General features: G+C 54.7%; 16 protein-coding genes and 1 pseudogene. 9 read left to right on the forward strand and 8 right to left on the reverse strand.

Annotation, left to right across the window (positions count from 1 at the left end; translation table 11 throughout):
- Window positions 1–21: 21 nt before the first annotated feature.
- The 3 genes and pseudogenes from rhaM to HMPREF2794_RS25780 all read right to left on the reverse strand — a co-directional run bounded on the left by rhaM (window position 22) and on the right by HMPREF2794_RS25780 (window position 2,348).
- Window positions 22–336 (reverse strand): L-rhamnose mutarotase, encoded by a 315-nt coding sequence (gene rhaM, locus HMPREF2794_RS25770; RefSeq protein WP_010536774.1) that lies wholly within the window; start codon window positions 334–336, stop codon window positions 22–24.
- Between the two features lie 18 nt (window positions 337–354).
- Window positions 355–1,179 (reverse strand): annotated as a pseudogene (locus HMPREF2794_RS25775) (glycoside hydrolase family 105 protein); the annotation flags it as partial.
- 542 nt (window positions 1,180–1,721) lie between these two features.
- Window positions 1,722–2,348 (reverse strand): WG repeat-containing protein, encoded by a 627-nt coding sequence (locus HMPREF2794_RS25780; protein WP_224262758.1) that lies wholly within the window; start codon window positions 2,346–2,348, stop codon window positions 1,722–1,724.
- A 259-nt stretch (window positions 2,349–2,607) separates the two neighbouring features.
- Here HMPREF2794_RS25780 and HMPREF2794_RS25785 point away from each other — a divergent pair, with 259 nt between their 5' ends.
- The 8 genes from HMPREF2794_RS25785 (at window position 2,608) to HMPREF2794_RS25825 (ending at window position 9,475) form a co-directional block, all read left to right on the forward strand.
- On the forward strand, window positions 2,608–2,910 hold the full coding sequence (locus HMPREF2794_RS25785; protein ID WP_008627610.1) for an immunity 17 family protein: 303 nt from the start codon (window positions 2,608–2,610) through the stop codon (window positions 2,908–2,910).
- Between the two features lie 30 nt (window positions 2,911–2,940).
- Complete coding sequence (locus HMPREF2794_RS25790) at window positions 2,941–3,459, forward strand: hypothetical protein (protein WP_008627612.1); 519 nt, start codon at window positions 2,941–2,943, stop codon at window positions 3,457–3,459.
- Window positions 3,460–3,682: 223 nt separating this feature from the next.
- Complete coding sequence (locus HMPREF2794_RS25795; protein WP_009040051.1) at window positions 3,683–4,528, forward strand: helix-turn-helix domain-containing protein; 846 nt, start codon at window positions 3,683–3,685, stop codon at window positions 4,526–4,528.
- A 147-nt stretch (window positions 4,529–4,675) separates the two neighbouring features.
- Window positions 4,676–5,512 carry an RteC domain-containing protein gene (locus HMPREF2794_RS25800; RefSeq protein WP_004327325.1) on the forward strand — a complete coding sequence of 279 codons (837 nt, stop codon included), beginning with the start codon at window positions 4,676–4,678 and terminating at the stop codon, window positions 5,510–5,512.
- A gap of 238 nt (window positions 5,513–5,750) precedes the next feature.
- The gene (locus HMPREF2794_RS25805) at window positions 5,751–6,179 is read left to right on the forward strand and encodes a helix-turn-helix domain-containing protein (RefSeq protein WP_032581435.1); all 429 of its coding nucleotides are present in this window, start codon (window positions 5,751–5,753) and stop codon (window positions 6,177–6,179) included.
- Window positions 6,142–8,241 carry a bifunctional DNA primase/helicase gene (locus tag HMPREF2794_RS25810; protein WP_009040054.1) on the forward strand — a complete coding sequence of 700 codons (2,100 nt, stop codon included), beginning with the start codon at window positions 6,142–6,144 and terminating at the stop codon, window positions 8,239–8,241. Before HMPREF2794_RS25805 ends, HMPREF2794_RS25810 begins: the two co-directional genes overlap by 38 nt.
- Complete coding sequence (locus HMPREF2794_RS25815) at window positions 8,216–8,575, forward strand: helix-turn-helix domain-containing protein (protein ID WP_004327328.1); 360 nt, start codon at window positions 8,216–8,218, stop codon at window positions 8,573–8,575. The genes HMPREF2794_RS25810 and HMPREF2794_RS25815 overlap by 26 nt, the downstream gene beginning before the upstream one ends.
- Window positions 8,576–8,983: 408 nt before the next feature.
- The gene (locus tag HMPREF2794_RS25825) at window positions 8,984–9,475 is read left to right on the forward strand and encodes a dihydrofolate reductase family protein (protein ID WP_008627633.1); all 492 of its coding nucleotides are present in this window, start codon (window positions 8,984–8,986) and stop codon (window positions 9,473–9,475) included.
- Window positions 9,476–9,723: 248 nt separating this feature from the next.
- Here the strand turns inward: HMPREF2794_RS25825 and HMPREF2794_RS25830 are convergent, their stop codons facing one another.
- The 5 genes from HMPREF2794_RS25830 to HMPREF2794_RS25850 form a co-directional block, all read right to left on the reverse strand.
- Window positions 9,724–10,107, reverse strand: coding sequence for a type II toxin-antitoxin system RnlB family antitoxin (locus HMPREF2794_RS25830; protein WP_005647599.1), 384 nt, complete (start codon window positions 10,105–10,107; stop codon window positions 9,724–9,726).
- Window position 10,108: 1 nt separating this feature from the next.
- Window positions 10,109–11,170: a type II toxin-antitoxin system RnlA family toxin gene (locus HMPREF2794_RS25835; RefSeq protein ID WP_008627639.1), complete on the reverse strand. Its 1,062-nt coding sequence runs from the start codon at window positions 11,168–11,170 to the stop codon at window positions 10,109–10,111.
- 130 nt (window positions 11,171–11,300) lie between these two features.
- Entirely contained in the window at window positions 11,301–11,777 is a 477-nt protein-coding gene (locus tag HMPREF2794_RS25840; protein ID WP_070753081.1) for a DNA-binding protein, read from the reverse strand.
- On the reverse strand, window positions 11,774–13,876 hold the full coding sequence (locus HMPREF2794_RS25845; RefSeq protein WP_008627642.1) for a type IA DNA topoisomerase: 2,103 nt from the start codon (window positions 13,874–13,876) through the stop codon (window positions 11,774–11,776). Before HMPREF2794_RS25845 ends, HMPREF2794_RS25840 begins: the two co-directional genes overlap by 4 nt.
- A gap of 89 nt (window positions 13,877–13,965) precedes the next feature.
- Complete coding sequence (locus HMPREF2794_RS25850; RefSeq protein ID WP_008627643.1) at window positions 13,966–15,486, reverse strand: DUF4099 domain-containing protein; 1,521 nt, start codon at window positions 15,484–15,486, stop codon at window positions 13,966–13,968.
- A gap of 277 nt (window positions 15,487–15,763) precedes the next feature.
- Here HMPREF2794_RS25850 and HMPREF2794_RS25855 point away from each other — a divergent pair, with 277 nt between their 5' ends.
- A complete protein-coding gene (locus HMPREF2794_RS25855) occupies window positions 15,764–16,894 on the forward strand; it encodes a tyrosine-type recombinase/integrase (protein WP_009040058.1) in 1,131 nt (376 codons plus the stop codon).
- Window positions 16,895–16,962 lie beyond the last annotated feature (68 nt).

A 16,962-nucleotide genomic window follows, 5' to 3' on the forward strand; every position in this document is an offset into this window, starting at 1 on the left:
TCTGAATCTGCTTAGAGAGTTTTAATCCATATGAAATACTTCCGGCAGAGGAATCGAAACGGGTGAATTATCCGGATTCACTTCCATGATATCTGCCATATAGTCCCACCATTTCTGTACAATCTCTGTAGTTCCCAAGTCCTGCGAGCCTCCCTCACCTTCCGTTTTCTGGAAAGCAAAAAGGATGTTGGTTTCTCTATCCCAATATATAGAATAATCTGATACTCCATTTTTTGAAAGCAGGGCTTTTAGTTCAGGCCAGATAGCGGCATGTCTTTTTTCGTATTCTGCTTCATAACCCGGTTTCAAATACATTTTAAAAGCTTCTCGTTTCATGGTTCTTATAGTTTAAAGTTATTCTTTCGTGTCTTCCTTATCTACGGCAAAAATAGGAGCTGTTGTCTTTTGCTTTTCCTGATAATACTGCACGGCACTATCATTCATCTGAGGATGCTGAGTGTTCAGCAAACGAATCATTTCCGCACCGGCCCAAAGTACCGGTCCATATCCGTGCGCCGCATATACATTGACCGGACGATAATAATAGAAAGCCGAATCAAAAGCCATGCCAGTCCCCACACAAGTACCTTCTACCTGTCCTTCTTCGTTTATCTTTCCGGCTACGGCATGCCATCCCAACTGGGCAACAGGACCATAAGCAATTGCGTCAATCCAACCTTTATTGATAGCATGTGCCAGACAATATACATAAATCGCAGTGGCAGAAGTTTCCAAATAAGAATCATTCCGGTCGAGCAACTGGTGCCAAAGCCCTTCTCCGCTTTGCAAAGCCGTCACTCCACGTACATGGGCACGGAAATAATCCATCACTTTCGGACGCTGAGGATAATCTTCCGGTAATACATCCAGCAATTCACAAGCTGTCAGCATCGCCCATCCATTCGCACGTGCCCAACAAAAAGCCGGATGATCCGTACTGCTCTCTACCCATCCATGTCTGTACAATCCTTTTTCAGGAATAAACATGCGATCGGCAAATTGCAGGAATTGCTTTACCGCTTCAGCCAGATATCGGTTCTTTGACTCTTTATCATAACAACTCATCTGTGCTACTGCCGGAATCCCCATAAACATGTCATCCAGCCAAAGAGTATTCCGCTGAGGACGATTACGTGCAAATGTCCCGTCCGCCAGACGATATTCTTTATTGATAAAAAACAATCGTTTTTTTGTAATCGGTTGGTAGATAAGACTTAAAGAGTAGAAAGTTCGGTAGCCGGTAGCGATTTGGTAGCTGTGCGGGTTTCGCTGCATTGCTTCGCTCTGCTCTTGGAACTGATGCAAATATAGGAATTTTGACCGAAAAAGGGAAATGTTTCGGGGATTTTTTATTTTTCGGGATTACCGGATTACAGGAAAAGCATAAAATCAGGAGGCGGTGCAAAAAACGAGGTTGCACCCGTGGTTTTACTCGAAGTGTAAAATGTTGATTTTCAGTGTGTATTTCTGTGGTGCAAGGTGCAGCTATATTTATATATATAGCTGCACCTTGCACCAGCCACACAGGGCTGTTTTGCGGCTTGCACCGATATTCTTTTAAGTTTCTGTAAATGAGTTGGTTTTGAGTTTTGGTGTTTGTTTCGGGGGAAAGGTGGGATGAACGGGATGTTCCGATAGGGCTTGGCGGCTTCGTGTTTGCCCTGCAAGGGCTTGGCAGGTGGGGTGGCTGGAATGTCGGGCTTAGGGCAGTCTTGGGGCTTTTATTCAATCCTTTGCCCTTTGCGGTCGATGTAATACCAATCATCGCTTTCCCAATAGTGGTATTCCCCATCCGAACCGGGAGCTTCTTCCAGTTCTCCCGTGTCGGTTACTTTCGCCTTCCCGTTCTCGAAAGGAAAGCCAAAAGCGAAGCGTGGTTCTACGAGGGTATTGCCATGCTCGTCCGCATATCCGATACGCCCTTTTTCATCGACGATGCGGTAAACGCCTTCCTGCACGGGGTCGTTGCCGTTGTCATACCGGTACGGGACATAGAGGCTTGCGGGATGGCTGTTGCCGGAGGATATGGCCGTGCAGCGGTCATGATAAAGGGTGAACAGCCGTATTTCAAGCAGGATGGCAAGGACTGCAAGCACCGTGCAGACAAGGAAACGGAGGCGATAGCGTTGCCGTACCGATACATGGAACGCCCCGTAATAGTCGTGCATCATGCGGTAACGCTCCTCGGTATAGATGCGCATATTCCTCCAGAGCAATACGGGGAACGGCAGTATCAGCGGGAAAAGCGTAAGGCGGTCGTCTGTTTCGTAAAGGAAGCGGACAGCCGGAGTGCCCAAGAACTGTAAAGCGATGGCGACAGGAAACAGGAGGCAGGCGAACTGGACCACACTGATGACCGCAAAACTACGATCCGGGAAGCCGTGCCGACAACTGCGCCACGTCCAATAAAAGAGGTGGTCGAAGAATCCGGGGAGCTTCGGCCGACTGGTTCTTTTATGTGGGGAGGCTTTCTTCATACGTTGCGGCTATATAGGTGCAAATAAAACGTATTTCTTCCAAACGGAAAAGATTTTTGCGGTGAAACTTTTTGAGTGATTGGACTTTTCACTATTTTTGCTTTGATGTATAACGGTTCGTCCGTAAGGTATGAATTTGGCTTTTTCTGTTATTGCTATGGAATGGTTCGATAAGATAAGCGAGTTTATGGAGGGTCTGCCGGAGTGGTTGCAGGCGCATCCGAGGTACGGCTACCTGATCGTGGCGGGAATCCTGCTGCTGTGGCTTGTGGGGATTGTCTGCGGATGGCGGTGGACGTACTCCCGTCCGGGAAGTTGGGAAGGGAATTTCTGGCTGGGTACGCTGGGTGAAAGGAGTTACCGTTTCTGGCTGGGGCTGATCGTTGCCGCCGCAACGGGATGCGCCCTGTTGCTGTTCTTCGTAACGGGATAAGCAAGCGGAAAACAAGGAAAGGAGGAAGCTATGTTCAAGGAACCGGCATACTGGATGTATTACTTCTGGAGCAAGAACAAACGTGCAAGGAAAGACAAGGCGGTTATCTCCAATGCCACGTGGACGATGGCAATCCTGTGGCTTCTTAACCTGATGGCTCTCCATCTTTTGTTCGAGGCATGGGGATGGGATATGCTGACGGGCTGGTTCTCTTCCCTGACGGACAAGGTGGAATGGAGCAGGTTCAACCCGGTTGCCTATCTGTTCGCCGCAGCGACGCTCGCTCCTTTTATCTGGATTGCCAGAAAGTTGTATTACCGTCCTGCGAAGCTGAAAGCGATGCAGGCGAAGTACGAGACAGTGGGCGAATACCGGAAATTGCTCGGTCAATGCCTGTTCTGGCTGTATGTTATCGGCAGTTTTGCATCGTTCTTCATTATAGCCGAACAAAAGAACCATTCCAAGGAGCAACCACTGATCGAAAGGTTGCAGGAGATACGGGACGGCAAATATCCCGTTGAAAAGACGCACTCACCAACCGGCGAATGACTTTCTTCCGGCTCCCCCTGCTTACTGTCATGCCGTTCTGCGGGTGGAACCGGTACAGCCTTTCTGTTTTTTCACGACTGAATATCCGAACCTATGGAGCAAAATCCGAATCTGTAATTCAAGGAAATATCGTGACCGATACGGGGTGTCGGCAGGACATCTATTGCAAACAATTTGTAATTTCGTGTAAGATTTGTATTATTTAATATCGTGTTGAAACAAAATGAAACAGAATCTTACACTAATTCTAATGAATGAAGCCGTCCGGGAGGGATGGCGGGAATGGATGGAAAAGGTACGCAGGGTATTGCCGCAAACGGATGCGGAGCGTCCGGTGACATGGATTGCGGCGGAACGGCTCGCACGGGAGAACGGACGGATGGTGCGGCTGGTGGAGCTGCTGCGGGAACACTGCCCCGTACTTTCGTGCCGGGTAAAGGAGGAAGCCGGGCTGCTGATACTGGTCGCCTATCACCGCCACGGAAGCTCGTCAGACTTCCTGCTGGAAACGGCGGAGGCGTATTTCCGGGAGAAGGACTGCAGAGGATTCCTGTTCCTCTGCCGGATGCAGGCAAGCATCAACGCCTACGACGAATACCCGCACCTGAACGTGCTCTGCAACCGTCTGGCGGGACTGCTGTTCCGCTTCCGCCGTGAACGGGCGTCCGAGTACCGCAAGGGCATACCGCCGATGTTCGGCAAGGCGGACTTGCAGGAGGTGGAAAAGTACCTGCCGCACCTGCGGGGCTGCTCGTTCCGGGAAGAAATCGCACTGGCTCTGCCCAAGGTGAAGAACGTGGAGGAACTGGCACGGGAATGCGCCATGTCGGTCAATACGCTGGGACGGCGTTTCAAGGAGGAGCTGAACACCACTCCGCACCGCTGGCTGACGGAACAGCGGAAAGCGCACGTAACCTCCCTGCTGGCGGACACGGACATGCCCCTTCAAGAGATTGCCGACGTGTGCGGCTTCGCCACTCCGAGCTACCTGTGGGACTTCTGCAAGAAGCACCTGAAGGCTACTCCTGCCGAAATCCGTGAAATCGCCCGGTGCGCCCGTACAGTTTAGCCTCCCTTTTCCAGCCCTGCCGTGAAAAACCGACCGTCCGGGGCCGATTGGCGGACAATCCGAATCCGGCGGTGAGGATTCAGAACGTCCGTTTCCCTGCCGTCCGCTAACTTTGCGCCCTTATAAACAACATGAAACAAGATTTATATGGAAGAATATTTTAACGGGCTGCTGAAGGAGGTGGATCAGCGCATGGCGACCACAGCCCCCGGCATGGACGGCAAGGAGGTGATAGGCGTCTGCCGTGAGATGGTCTCGTACCTGAAAGGCAAGAACCGGGAACTGAAGGAGTACGCCCTCGCCCATCCGTTCGCCGGGGACGCGAAGGAGATCCTCTACTTCAAGTATTACAAACCCGCCCTGACGGGCAGGCTGCTGTACTATTACCGGGTGTACCAGATAGAGAGCGGCTGCCCCGCCTGCCTGCGTGTCGCCGAACCGTACTACCGCAAGGCGATGGAGCGTGCCGAGCGGATGATGGAACGCTACCTGCCCTTTTACCAGTATTATCACAGCGGGGCGACGTACCGGGACAGCTACTATTTCCTGCGGGCGAAGGGCGAGCTAAGCCCCGAGAGCGGCAGCTTCGTGCTGGACGAGGAGGCGGAGTTCTCCACGGGCTACGACATACTGGCGGCACGGCTGATCTCGGTGGAGATGCTGCTGGTACACTTGAGCCGCCGGATGGAGCGTGCGGCGCAGGGGACGGAGACGGAAGCCGTGCCGGAGAAGGAACACCGCTGGACGAACACGAAGGTTGCCGCCATACTGCTCGTCTATGGCATACACGTGACGGGAAGCGTGGACGAGGGCAACGCCGAGATCGGCGAGCTGGCTGCGCTGTTCGAGAAGCATTTCCACGTGGATCTGGGCAACGTGTACCACGCTTTCGGCAGGCTGCGGGGGCAACAGAACCCGACGGCGTTCTTGGACGAGATGAAGGAGAGGCTGCTGAAAAAGATGCGGGACATGGATAGCCGGTAGCAAGTTGGCAACGGGGCGGCAGAGACGGCAGGACACGGGAAGGGAGCGTCCGAAGGGCTGGAAAGAGCCTTCCGGACGCTCTTTTTTACCCCGTCTCGGTCCTTTTTACCGCCCGGAACGGCGGCAAGGGCGAAAATGCGCCCCGAAAAAAAATCTTTGCCAAGGTGCTGGTATAGTGGCAGGAAAAACCGGCGAATCGGGCGACATTTGCGGCAGAAACCTAAAAATGAGTACGACAATGGAAATAATGACCATCGAGAGCAACGCCTACCGCCTGCTCGTGGAGAAGATCGAGAAGATAACCGCCTACGTGGAGGAATCCCGGAACCGGGAGGAAACGGAGCGCAAACGGAAAGAGGAAGCGGAAAGCCCTGTGACCAAGGGACGGAAAGCCGACCCGAAGTGGATGACGCACAAGGAGGTGTGCGAGGCGCTGGACATCAGCCACCGCACCCTGCAACGCTACCGCCAGAAGAACATCGTCCCCTATTCGATGATCGGGCGGCAGATACGCTATCCCCGGCAGGCTGTCGAGAGCCTGCGTGAGCGGTGGATGGTGGAGACGCCCGCCGCCAAGATCGACCGGATGATAGCGGAACATCCCCTGCATAACCGAAAAAACGGAAGCTATGGTAAGAAAGGAAGAAGTGCTGGCAAGAACCAGTAACGGGCTGGACGTGTTCCGCCACTACCTGCCCGTGAAGTGGCGGGTGGGCAGGAACTTCCTGAACCCGCTGTACGCCGACAGCAAGGCTTCGTGCAACGTGTATTACGACCGCCGGAGCGGTACGTACCGGATGAAGGACTTCGGCAACGGGGACTATTCGGGAGACTGCTTCTTCCTCGTGGCGAAGCTGAAAGGGCTGGACTGCCGGAACGCCGCCGACTTCGTGGAGGTGCTGCACACCATCGACCGGGAGCTGTGCCTCGGACTGGACGGGGACAGCCCGACCGACGGGACGGTGGGAACCGGGGGCTGTCGGAGATTGCGGCTCGTGCCGGGCGCAAGGGGCGGCGGTGCCGGGGAAGCCGGAACGGACACGGAAGAGGCGGCTGTGTCCGCCGACCGTCCCGAACCGAAGCCCTACCGGGCGGCGGAGAAGCCCTTCACCGAGGGGGAGCTTGTCTACTGGGGCGCATCGGGCATCACCGTGGAGGTGCTGCGCCGCTACGGGACGGTATCGCTCGCCGAGTACCGGGGCGAGACGAGGGAGGGCAAGGCGTTCGGCTTCAGTTCCACCCCGGCGGAACCGATGTTCGGGTACAGGGGGAAATGGGGCGTGAAGGTCTATCGCCCGATGTCGGAGGTGCGCTTCGTCTATGGCGGGCACACGGGCGACAACTACTGCTTCGGGCTGGAGCAACTGCCCTCGAAGGGCGACCTGCTCTTCCTCACGGGCGGCGAGAAGGACGTGCTGACGCTGGCGGCGCACGGCTTCCACGCCATCTGCTTCAACTCGGAGACCTCGGTCATCCCGGCGAAGACCGTGCGCAAGCTGGTCTATCGCTTCAAGCACATCGTGCTGCTGTACGACACGGACAAGACGGGGCTGGAATGCTCGGAGAAGCACCGTGCGCAACTGGCGGAGTACGGGGTGAAACGGCTGGTGCTGCCATTGTCGGGGACGAAGGCGGAGAAGGACGTGACGGACTACTTCAAAGCCGGGCACACGAGGGAGGAGCTGATGGGGCTGTTCCTGAAACTGCTCGACACGCTGTACGGGGACACGCTGGCGATGCTGAAATCGTGCGAGATCGACTATGACCACCCGCCCGAACAGGCGGTCGCCATCGTTACCGCCGGGGACGTGCCGTTAGGCTCGGAAGAGAACATCCTCTGCATCACGGGCGGTGAAGGGACGGGCAAGAGCAACTACACCGCCGCACTGGTCGCCGGGGCGATCATGGAACGGGAGACGGACGCCGATCTCTTGGGGGTGCGGGTGGAACCGAACCGCAAGGGGCGTGCGGTGCTGCTCTACGACACGGAACAGAGCGAGCAACAGCTCCACAAGAACACGGGGCGGCTGCTGCGCCGTGCCGGGCGTGAGCGGATGCCGGAGTATCTGCACGTGTACTGCCTGACGGGGATGTCGAGAAGCGAGCGGTTGACCGCCATCGTGCAGAGCATGGACCGGTACTACTACCTGCACGGGGGCATCCATCTGGTCGTCATCGACGGGGTGGCGGACCTGATCCGCTGCGCCAACGACGAGGCGGAGAGCGTGGCGCTGATTGACGAGATCTACCGGCTGGCGGGAATCTACCGCACGTGTATCGCCGCCGTGGTGCATTTCGTGCCGAACGGACTGAAGCTGCGGGGACACCTCGGCAGCGAGCTGCAACGCAAGTCCGCCGCCATCCTCTCCATCGAGAAGGACGAGAACCCGGAGGTGTCGGTGGTGAAGGCGTTGAAGGTCAGGGACGGCAGCCCGCTGGACATTCCGCTGATGCAGTTCAGATGGGACAAGCAAGCCGGGATGCCCGTCTATGTGGGCGAGAAGCCGAGGGCGGAGAAAGAGAAGCGCAAGGAGAAGGAGCTGGCGGAGATGGCACGGGAGGCGTTCGCCCGGCAGGAGAAGTACGGCTACATCGAACTGTGCGAGCTGATACAGGAGATGCTGGAAGTGAAGGAACGGACGGCGAAAGGCTACATCCGCTATATGCGGGAAAAGGAAATCATCGAAAAGGAGGGCGACTGCTATGTACACGGACAGGGAAGAGTTTGAGGGCTGGATGGAGCGCATCATGGAACGCTTCGACCGGACGGAGAAATTGCTGGAAAGGGTGCTGAAGAAGAACAACACGCTCGACGGCGAGGAGGTGCTGGACAACCAAGACCTGTGCCTGCTGCTGAAGGTGGGCATCCGCACGCTGCAACGCTACCGTGCCATCGGGGTGTTGCCGTACTTCACCATCAGCGGCAAGGTGTTCTACCGCACGAAGGACGTGCACGAGTTCATCCGCACCCGTTTCGCCGACGTGGAGGAACGGGCTGCGAAACGCAAGGAGAAGGAAGCCCGGAAAGAGGAAAGGCGCAGGAAAAGGGGGTTGTTCCCGTGAAAATGACATTTTTCTGACGGTGCTTTTGGTGGATGAAGCCCTGCCGGATCGTGAGATTAGGCGGGGCTATTGTTTTGTTATTCGGGAAGTTTCGCTATCTTTGCTCCACGAAGACAGAAGGCGGTGCTTTCGGGCACGCCCGCTGTCGTGACATAGAAGATTCATGCCCGGCTTGGAAACAGGCAGGGATTGATATACATATTGTACGTTCGCTGAACGTCTTGGAATAGAAAACTGGTAATTTTTGACAAACAGGACGGATGGTGTAATGCACATGCTGTATGCTTATACGGCGTGCGCTTACCTATTCTGTTTGTCGGGTATACCAGTGCCTCTATTCCGGAATAGCGTGAGTTCACGCCGTTCTTTTGGGTGCGAGGCGGACATAATCCTTAAAAACACATTGATATGAAACAGATTACCTTGCACGTGTACCAATCCATTGACGGTTGTCCGGTCAGATCGGACAAGTATTTCGATGCGGCGGTGGACGCCTCCGGCTGCGTGCTGATCGACGAGGAAACCTACCTGCGCATTTACCTGAACCATCTGGGCTGGCCGCTCACGGCAAAAGAAACTTTGGTCGTGACGGACGGCTGTATTGATTTGACGGAGAAGGAACGGGTGCGGTTTGTTACAGGGGATGCGGCAGCGGAACTGCGGGGAATAAAAGCGGACGGCGAAGGTACGGTAACGGCTTACGGAGCGGAAACCGGGGCTTTGCTCTTGGATAACGGGCTGGCGGACGAAATCGTGGTGATAACCGTGCCGGTACTGGTCGGCGGCGGTGAGAAGGCACTGGAGTGCGGGCTGAATGACGACAGGACGTGGGTCGTGCGGTCGAGCAAGGTATTGGAGGACGGGAAAATCCGGACGGTGTACGGAAGGGTATGCCCATGAAATGCAAAAAGCCACTGAAAAGTGGCTTGGGTCATTCAGGAAAGGATGACGGGTTATAAAAAAACGACCCGCCGATTTGAGCATTATCAAGAGGCTTGGCGGGTTCTATTGGTGCAAAGATAAGGTAAATTCTTTGAAAGACAAAAGAATATTAAATTTAGGTAATACCGTTGCCTAAATTTGAGGTACAAAATAACAAAGGTGCATCAATGATGCACCTTTGTTGTATAATATGTAACTGACAAACATTACAATGCCGTTGGCAATGACTGAGTGTCAATAATTCTCTTTTTATAAAAGATTTTTTGGAAAGAAGACAATACACTACTGTCAATCCATTTAGAATGTGAAGCAAAAAAAGTATCGGCAACCTTGATATATTCTTTGGGTGCCTCACATTTTCTTAATGAATTGGAAATTAACATCATCCCTTTAAGTTTAGACTTAAAGAATCTATTTTTTAATCCATTGCGGTACAGAAAATCAAAATAGACCTCTGCATCGGCAATGTTGAGATTTGCCAATTCAGTCTGAAGCTCTTTCCAGTAGTAGTTCGTCATTTCTGACGATAAAATAACCACTAACAAGCTCCGTCCTTGCAAGGGGATTATTTGAAATTCTTTATTTTCCATTTTACCAATTATTACATATATTATTAATAATAACAAGGCAGTCCTTAATAATGTTTACGGCTTCATCGTATTCAAGGGTTCTACTTGTTTCCACATTAAAACTGTCCACATGGAATGTCGAGTGCCTATGTTGATTGAAGAATGAATATCCTTGTTCCAAAGCCTGCTTCAAATGTAGATTGTTGTCATACGTTCCGATACCACTTTTAAAGCAATACGCCCCACTATTATTTTTCTGAAAATATGTCCCGTATTCGTCAAAATCAGGCGCATCTTCCAAAAGACGAGTGCGCAATACCGCATCTAACGCTTTCAAAATGCCAAAAGTATAACATCCATAATCATCCACCTTAACCGCAGAGTTAGCCAAATTGATTGAAGTATTGATAAAGTTTTCTATCACACTTCCATCAATATGCTCTCTGTTTCCAATATACTTGCTAAGATCGTTGTCTAATGCATAGCCAGCACGTGCTTGGATAGCAAACACTTCTTCTATAGCTTCGGAAGGAATGGAAGATATAGCTTGCAACACTTCGGTTATAAATTCCACATAAAATGATGTGATACATCCTTGTACCATTAATGTTCCGTTATTATAAAAGATAACAGAAACCTTAGCATCGTATTTCCCTTTCAGATGATATTGGTTCCGGATGTTCGGACTCTTATCCGTGTTTACTTCGGAAACAACAACATTATTATATTCTTTTACCGCTGAAATCAATGTATCAAAATCATCGCTCCTTACACCTTTCAATTTGAAGCATTTTTGATCCATATCCGGTATCGCAGTCTGTTCCACAATATACTCCCAACAATCCTTGCAAATTCCATTCAAAGTTCCATTTTTGCCTTGTATATTATGAGAAACTTGTCCACCAGTAATAAAACAATTTAATGTGCTTTTTTCCTGATTTTTTATATTGATAATCTCTATCTGCTTTTGCTTTCCTTGGTTACATTCCTTTATGTGAAGCGTATAAGCAGGGCGGGCAGCAATAAATTCTTTTGCTACTTCATCTATTTTCTCAATAGCCAGAGAGTATTTTTTAGTCGCCATTACATTCAAATTGGTCTGCAAAGTTATACATTTTATTTATATTACAATGTAGATCAGTATATTATTAACTATATTATTAATTTACAAGAGAACTACATGGTTGTTTTTTAACAATTGTGCTTAAAAGCCTTTACGGGTACAAGATCTTGAAATCCCGTGGGCTGCCGCCGTCTGTCAAGCCGTCCTGCCGGAGCCGCCGGAGGGTCTCGGCTGCCGATCCGCTGCCGAAGTTGCGGACACAGTACAGGCGGGAGAAGCGGAAGCGGTGGAGGTGGACGAGCAGGTGCTCCACGGTGAAGACGCCCAACTCCCGGCACGCCCGGACGATGCGCTGCGACAAGCCGAAGGTGTCGAGCGGGGTATCGAGCAGGCGGCGGAGCCTGCCCGGTCTGCCGGGCTTGCCCCGCTGTTGCGCCACGTCTTCGTAGATGGTGGCGACCCGGTTGCGGCTGAACAGGGCGGCAAGGGATGCGCCGTCGATCATCAGGATGCCGTCGAAACGGGCGTAGGCGATGTGGTTGCCGTTCATCCAGAGGGTGATGCGCAGCTCGTCCGTGCCGCAGAGCCGGGCGGCTTCCGCCACGGTGATCCAACCGATGCCGTTCATCGCCTGCGCTCCTTTCCTTTGGGCTTGTCCGTGCGGGGCGGGAACCCGTACACGGTGCGGAAGTCCTTGTCGAAGGTGAGGTACGCATCGAAGGGCTTGCCGTCCCTGCTCCTGAAGCCTTTGATAAGGGATGTTTTGCCTTTGGTCACGAGGTCGGCAATCTGGCTGTCGGTGAGCTGCTTCTCCCCCTTGTTGCGGAAGACGGTAAGCCCACAATCGACGTTGCTGCACTTGGCGACCTTCGGGTAAAGGAGGATGCGACCGGAACGGCACTTGGGACACGGGATATGTCCGCCGTCCGCCACCGATACCTGCACTTGCAGGAGTTCTTCGGTAATCTGGGCGGCATAGACCTCGATGCCCTTGCGGAAGGTGTCGGGATTCATCTCCCCGCTCTCGATCTTGGCGAGGGCGGTCTCCCACTGCCCGGTCATCTCGACATCGGCGATGCGCTTGTCCTTCACTATCTGGTACACGGCAAGCCCCTTGCCGGTCGGTACGAGGCTCTTCTTCTCCCGGCGCACGTAGTCCCGGGCAAAGAGGGTCTCGATGATGGAGGCACGGGTGGCGGGCGTGCCGATGCCGTTCCCTTTCAGGCTGTCCCGCAGCTCGTCGTCTCGCAACTCCCTGCCGCAATGCTCCATCGCCGAAAGGAGGCTGCTCTCGGTGTGCAGGGGACGGGGCTTGGTCTGTTTCTCCACGCACTCCGCCGATTGCAGGGGGAAAGCCTCGCCGGGCTGCAAGGGCGGCAAAGCGGCTGTACCCTCGTCGTCCTCGTCCCGCTCGCCACGCACGGCACGCCATCCGGCAGACCTGACGACCGTTCCCTTGGCGGTGAACACGCTGTTTCCCGCCGTGAAGGAGACGGTGGTAACATCCTTGAGGCAACGGGCGGAGAAGGCTTCGAGCAGGCGGGCGGCTACCATGTCGTACACCGTGCGCTCGTCGGCGGACAGCTCGCCGGGCAGACACTCGGTGATGATGAGCGCATGGTGGTCGGTAACTTTCCCCGCATCCACGCTGCGGCGGTTGAGCGAAGCTCCTTTCAGGGCGGCGGCATGGGCGGCGAAAGCCGGGTACCGCTTCAGCAGTGCGATGCGGTCGGGTATCTCGTCGAACACATCGTCCGAGAGGTAGCGGGAGCCGGTACGGGGATAGCTCAACACCTTCTTCTCGTAAAGCGACTGGGCGACGGAGAGGGTCTTGTCCGCCGAGAAGCCGTACCTGCCGTTCGCCTCTTTCTGCAAGGCGGTCAGATCGTAGAGCAAGGGAGGCTCTTGGCTCACTTCCCTGCGCTGCACGTCGGCAACCTGCACCGTCCCCGTTGCGGTAACAGCGGCGAGGGCGGCGTTTGCCGCCGGAAGGGTTTCGTAACGCAATTCAGAGATGGCGGCGAAGGGCGTGCCGTCCTTTTCCGCCGTAACCTTCAGCCGGAAATAGGTCTGCGGGGTGAAATCCCTGTTCTCCAGATAACGGGAGCAAATCATCATCAAGGTGGGCGTCTGCACCCGTCCGAGGGAGTAGATGCCCTGCCCGGCGGCGATGGAAAGCGCTTGAGTCGCATTCAATCCAATCTCCCAGTCGGCGATGGCACGGGCTTCGGCGGCACGGTAGAGGTTGTCGTAGTCGCTGCCGGGTCTGAGGTTGTCCAGCCCTTCCCGGATGGCACGGTCGGTCAGCGAGGAGATCCAGAGGCGCAGGCAGGGTTTGCGGCAGCCAAGGTAATTGTAGATGTACCGATGAATGGCTTCGCCCTCACGCCCGGCGTCGGTCGCCACGACGATACGGTCGGAACGGTCGAAAACCTCCCTGATGACCTTCAACTGTTTGAGCACGCCGGGGTCGGGCTTGTACTCCTTGCCCTCCCGTATCTGGCGGGGGATGTACTTGAACTCCTGCGGCAGAATGGGCAGGTTCTCACGCCGGAAGCCCGTGTAGCCGTATGCTTCGGGCATGGCGAGCTGGACGAGATGGCCGAACGCCCAGGTAACGAGGTAGCCGTTACCTGAGAGGTAGCCATCGTGCCGCTCCCGGACATTCAACACGTTTGCTATATCCTTCGCTACGGAAGGCTTTTCAGCGATGACTGCTGTAATCATATTTCTTTAAAATTTAACGGTTTGACAAAAGTTATCCCGCCGCTCGGACGGGATAACCGGGTAATTCATTTACAGAATGGCGGGGGAAATCATCGACGGACACCCCGGCTGCGCTTGGGCTTGTCGGGCTGTTCCTGCTTCTGTGCCTGTTTCCGGTCCTCTTTCTGCTCCTGCCTGCGCTCCTGCTGCTGTTTCTGCTCCCCGGTGGGTCGCTGCTGTGCGGATTGCAGGGCTTCTTTCAGGTTGCGGGTCGCCTCGACGGTCTTGCCCTCGGAATTGACCGCCACCTGCACCTCGTTCTCCACGGCGGGCTTGACACGCCCCTCTTCGAGCGCCGCCTTGTAGTCCTTGGGGAACATGAAGGCGGGCTTCTCGCCGGGCTTCCATGTGATGTAGCCTTGGTAGGCTTTTCCTTTCTTGTCCACCAAGCCGGAGACCTTGACCGTTCCCCCGGCTTCGAGTTCGAGGCGGGACTTCTCGGTAAGCTCCTGCTTGCGGAAGGTCTTCGGTACCTCCTGATTGGCGGTCTGTTTCAGGTTCGCCTTGTACGCATCCATCGCCAGCCTGCCCCGGTCGCCGAAGAGAAATTCGAGCTGCATCTTGGCTGCGCTGAACTGCACGGGTGCCGGGTAGAGCTTGGGCTGCTCCCCCTCCTTGGCTCTGGAAAGGAACTGGCAGACCACCGCCTCGCCCTGTTTGAGCCGGGCTATCTCGTCCGGGGTGAAGGTATGCCCGTTCTTCTCCGCCGGGATATTGACCTTGGAGAGCGGGAAGGCGACCAGCTCGTTGGTCTTGAGGTTGCGGCTGACAAGGGCTTCGACCTGCTCGCCCGCCCGGTTGGTGACAGTCGCCGGATGCCCCATGTTGCCCGTCTGCCGGAGCACCTGCTTGTCGGAGTCGGTGATGTCGTAGCCGAAGAACTGCTTCTGCATCTTCTCCGGGTCGAGGATGCCGTGGCTGCACACGGTCAGCCTGCCGTCCGTGCCGGGCTTGAGCGAGAGCTGGCTGTCGTTGCTGTGCGAGATGCCGTCGAAGTGGAAATGCACCCGGACGGTCTTGTCGGTCTGGAAGCCCCGGAGCATCTGGTCGAGCATCCCGTTGCCCTCGATCTGCTCCCGCTGCACGCCGAGGGCGGCGAGGCTGTTCCAGTCGATGTCCTCCGGGCGGTACTTGTACTGCGGGTTCTGTTCGGTCTGCCCGGCGGACTGCTGCGGCGCACCCTCCGGCTGTTGCTGCTGCCCGGCTTGGGTCTGCTGCTGCGCCTGCACGGGCGGCTGCACCTCGTACTGTGCAACGAGCGGCTCGCCCGTCTTGACGGACTGGCTCTCCCGTTGCCGGAAATCGGCGGCTACCCGCTGCACCTCCTCTTCCGGCACACGGAAGAAGTGGAAGCGGGTCGGGTCTTTCAACTGGTTCCAGAGGTTGGAAAAGAAATTCGAAAACATATCGCCGTGGCGATCCACCCGCAGGAGGTCGTTGTTGTCCTCCAGCGGGTTCTTGGTCTGTAACTCGCCGTCCTTTACTCCGCTGACGGCTTGGAGCGTGCCTTTCTCGTCCATGACGAGCAGGATGTCCATCAACTGCTGGCTGCTGTCCGGTCGTTCGTCCATAATCTAATGTTTTTAAATGGTGAATACTATTGGTTCTCAAGTGAAACCGGGCGTAAATATAGAGGGAGAAACACGGGGAACGTGCAAGTCCGGGGCGGGCTGTCCGCACTTGTCGTCCGGTTCGCAGGTTTGTCGCAGCCCTTTCCTGTGAAAAATACAAAAAAATCATGCCCCACACGCATTTTTCTCCTCCGGAAAACGGCGATAATTCGTTGTTTTCTCTATATTTGTAAAATATGGGTAATGAGGGACACGGTCTGTCATTGCCACCCATGCGATGCGTATGAAAGTTTATCAGAGCAAACCGAGAATAACGCTTTCACCTGCCATCCGTGACGGGCAGAAATACGTGGAAGTGGAGTTCGACGAGGACGATGCCATCCGGCTGTCGCTGTCGAAAGAGAAGGGCGTGCGGTTCGAGGGGGACAGAGCCTACCTGCCGGAAGAAGGCTTCGACCTGTCCGGCTTTTTCGACCGCCATGTGGAAACGGCGTATATCAATTACTCCGCCCTGAAAAACACCTTGCCCAAGAAGAGCGGGAAAACCAGCCCCGCCATCCCGCCCGGCTATGCCGAGACGCTGCGGCAACTGCGGTACAGCGAGCATACCGTCCGTGCGTACACTGTCTATTTCAGGGAGTTCCAGCAATACTTTGCGGGAAGAAACCTTCGCTACATCCGACCGGAAGAAATCAACGCCTACATCGTACACCTGATTGACACACGGAGGATCTCGTCGTGCCAACAGAACTTGCGCATCAACTCGATCAAGTTTTATTTCGAGAAGGTGCTGGGACAGGAACGGAAATGTTACGAGGTAAAGCGAGCCAAACGGGAACGGACGCTGCCCGACGTGCTGAGCAAGGAGGAGATAAAATCCATCCTTGACGCAACCGGTCCGGACATCCGGCTGTTCTGCATGTTCTCGTTGCTCTACTCCGCCGGGTTGAGAATCAGCGAGCTGCTGGACTTGAAGCCCCACGACATCAACGTGAGCCGTTCGCTGATACGGGTACGGCAGGGCAAAGGGAGGAAAGACCGCTACACGCTGCTGTCGAAGCCCCTTGTCAGGAAGCTGACCGAGTACACCAAGCTGTACAAGCCGCAGGAATGGCTGTTCGAGCGGTACAAGGGCGAGCCGTTCACGGAGAGCATCGTGTCGAAGAAGCTGAAAGAGGCGGCGAAGGAAGCCGGAATAACCAAGCGGGTGTACCCCCACCTGTTGCGGCACTCGTTTGCCACGCATCTGATCGAGCAAGGCACGGACTTGAAAATCGTGAAAGAGCTGTTGGGACACAACCAACTGAAAACGACGGAAATGTACGTGCATATAGCCGACACTTTCAAGAGCAGCATCCGCACTCCATTGGATGATATTCTTGAAAGTGGTAATGAGATAGTTAAATAAGAAAATAACAGCGAAAACCGCTGATAATTACATGTTATGGTAGAAAAATGAACAATAGCAGGATTAAA

It is taken from the genome of Bacteroides sp. HMSC067B03, assembly GCF_001811315.1.
GTDB classification, from domain to species: Bacteria; Bacteroidota; Bacteroidia; order Bacteroidales; family Bacteroidaceae; genus Bacteroides; species Bacteroides faecis.

Coding starts and splice junctions, on each gene's coding strand:
- HMPREF2794_RS25850 (WP_008627643.1), bottom strand. CDS start 15,486: ATGGACGAACGACCGGACAGCAGCCAGCAGTTGATGGACATCCTGCTC.
- HMPREF2794_RS25825 (WP_008627633.1), top strand. CDS start 8,984: ATGAAACAGATTACCTTGCACGTGTACCAATCCATTGACGGTTGTCCG.
- HMPREF2794_RS25830 (WP_005647599.1), bottom strand. CDS start 10,107: ATGGAAAATAAAGAATTTCAAATAATCCCCTTGCAAGGACGGAGCTTG.
- rhaM (WP_010536774.1), bottom strand. CDS start 336: ATGAAACGAGAAGCTTTTAAAATGTATTTGAAACCGGGTTATGAAGCA.
- HMPREF2794_RS25845 (WP_008627642.1), bottom strand. CDS start 13,876: ATGATTACAGCAGTCATCGCTGAAAAGCCTTCCGTAGCGAAGGATATA.
- HMPREF2794_RS25785 (WP_008627610.1), top strand. CDS start 2,608: ATGAATTTGGCTTTTTCTGTTATTGCTATGGAATGGTTCGATAAGATA.
- HMPREF2794_RS25835 (WP_008627639.1), bottom strand. CDS start 11,170: ATGGCGACTAAAAAATACTCTCTGGCTATTGAGAAAATAGATGAAGTA.
- HMPREF2794_RS25855 (WP_009040058.1), top strand. CDS start 15,764: ATGCGTATGAAAGTTTATCAGAGCAAACCGAGAATAACGCTTTCACCT.
- HMPREF2794_RS25840 (WP_070753081.1), bottom strand. CDS start 11,777: ATGAACGGCATCGGTTGGATCACCGTGGCGGAAGCCGCCCGGCTCTGC.
- HMPREF2794_RS25805 (WP_032581435.1), top strand. CDS start 5,751: ATGGAAATAATGACCATCGAGAGCAACGCCTACCGCCTGCTCGTGGAG.
- HMPREF2794_RS25815 (WP_004327328.1), top strand. CDS start 8,216: ATGTACACGGACAGGGAAGAGTTTGAGGGCTGGATGGAGCGCATCATG.
- HMPREF2794_RS25795 (WP_009040051.1), top strand. CDS start 3,683: ATGAAACAGAATCTTACACTAATTCTAATGAATGAAGCCGTCCGGGAG.
- HMPREF2794_RS25800 (WP_004327325.1), top strand. CDS start 4,676: ATGGAAGAATATTTTAACGGGCTGCTGAAGGAGGTGGATCAGCGCATG.
- HMPREF2794_RS25790 (WP_008627612.1), top strand. CDS start 2,941: ATGTTCAAGGAACCGGCATACTGGATGTATTACTTCTGGAGCAAGAAC.
- HMPREF2794_RS25810 (WP_009040054.1), top strand. CDS start 6,142: ATGGTAAGAAAGGAAGAAGTGCTGGCAAGAACCAGTAACGGGCTGGAC.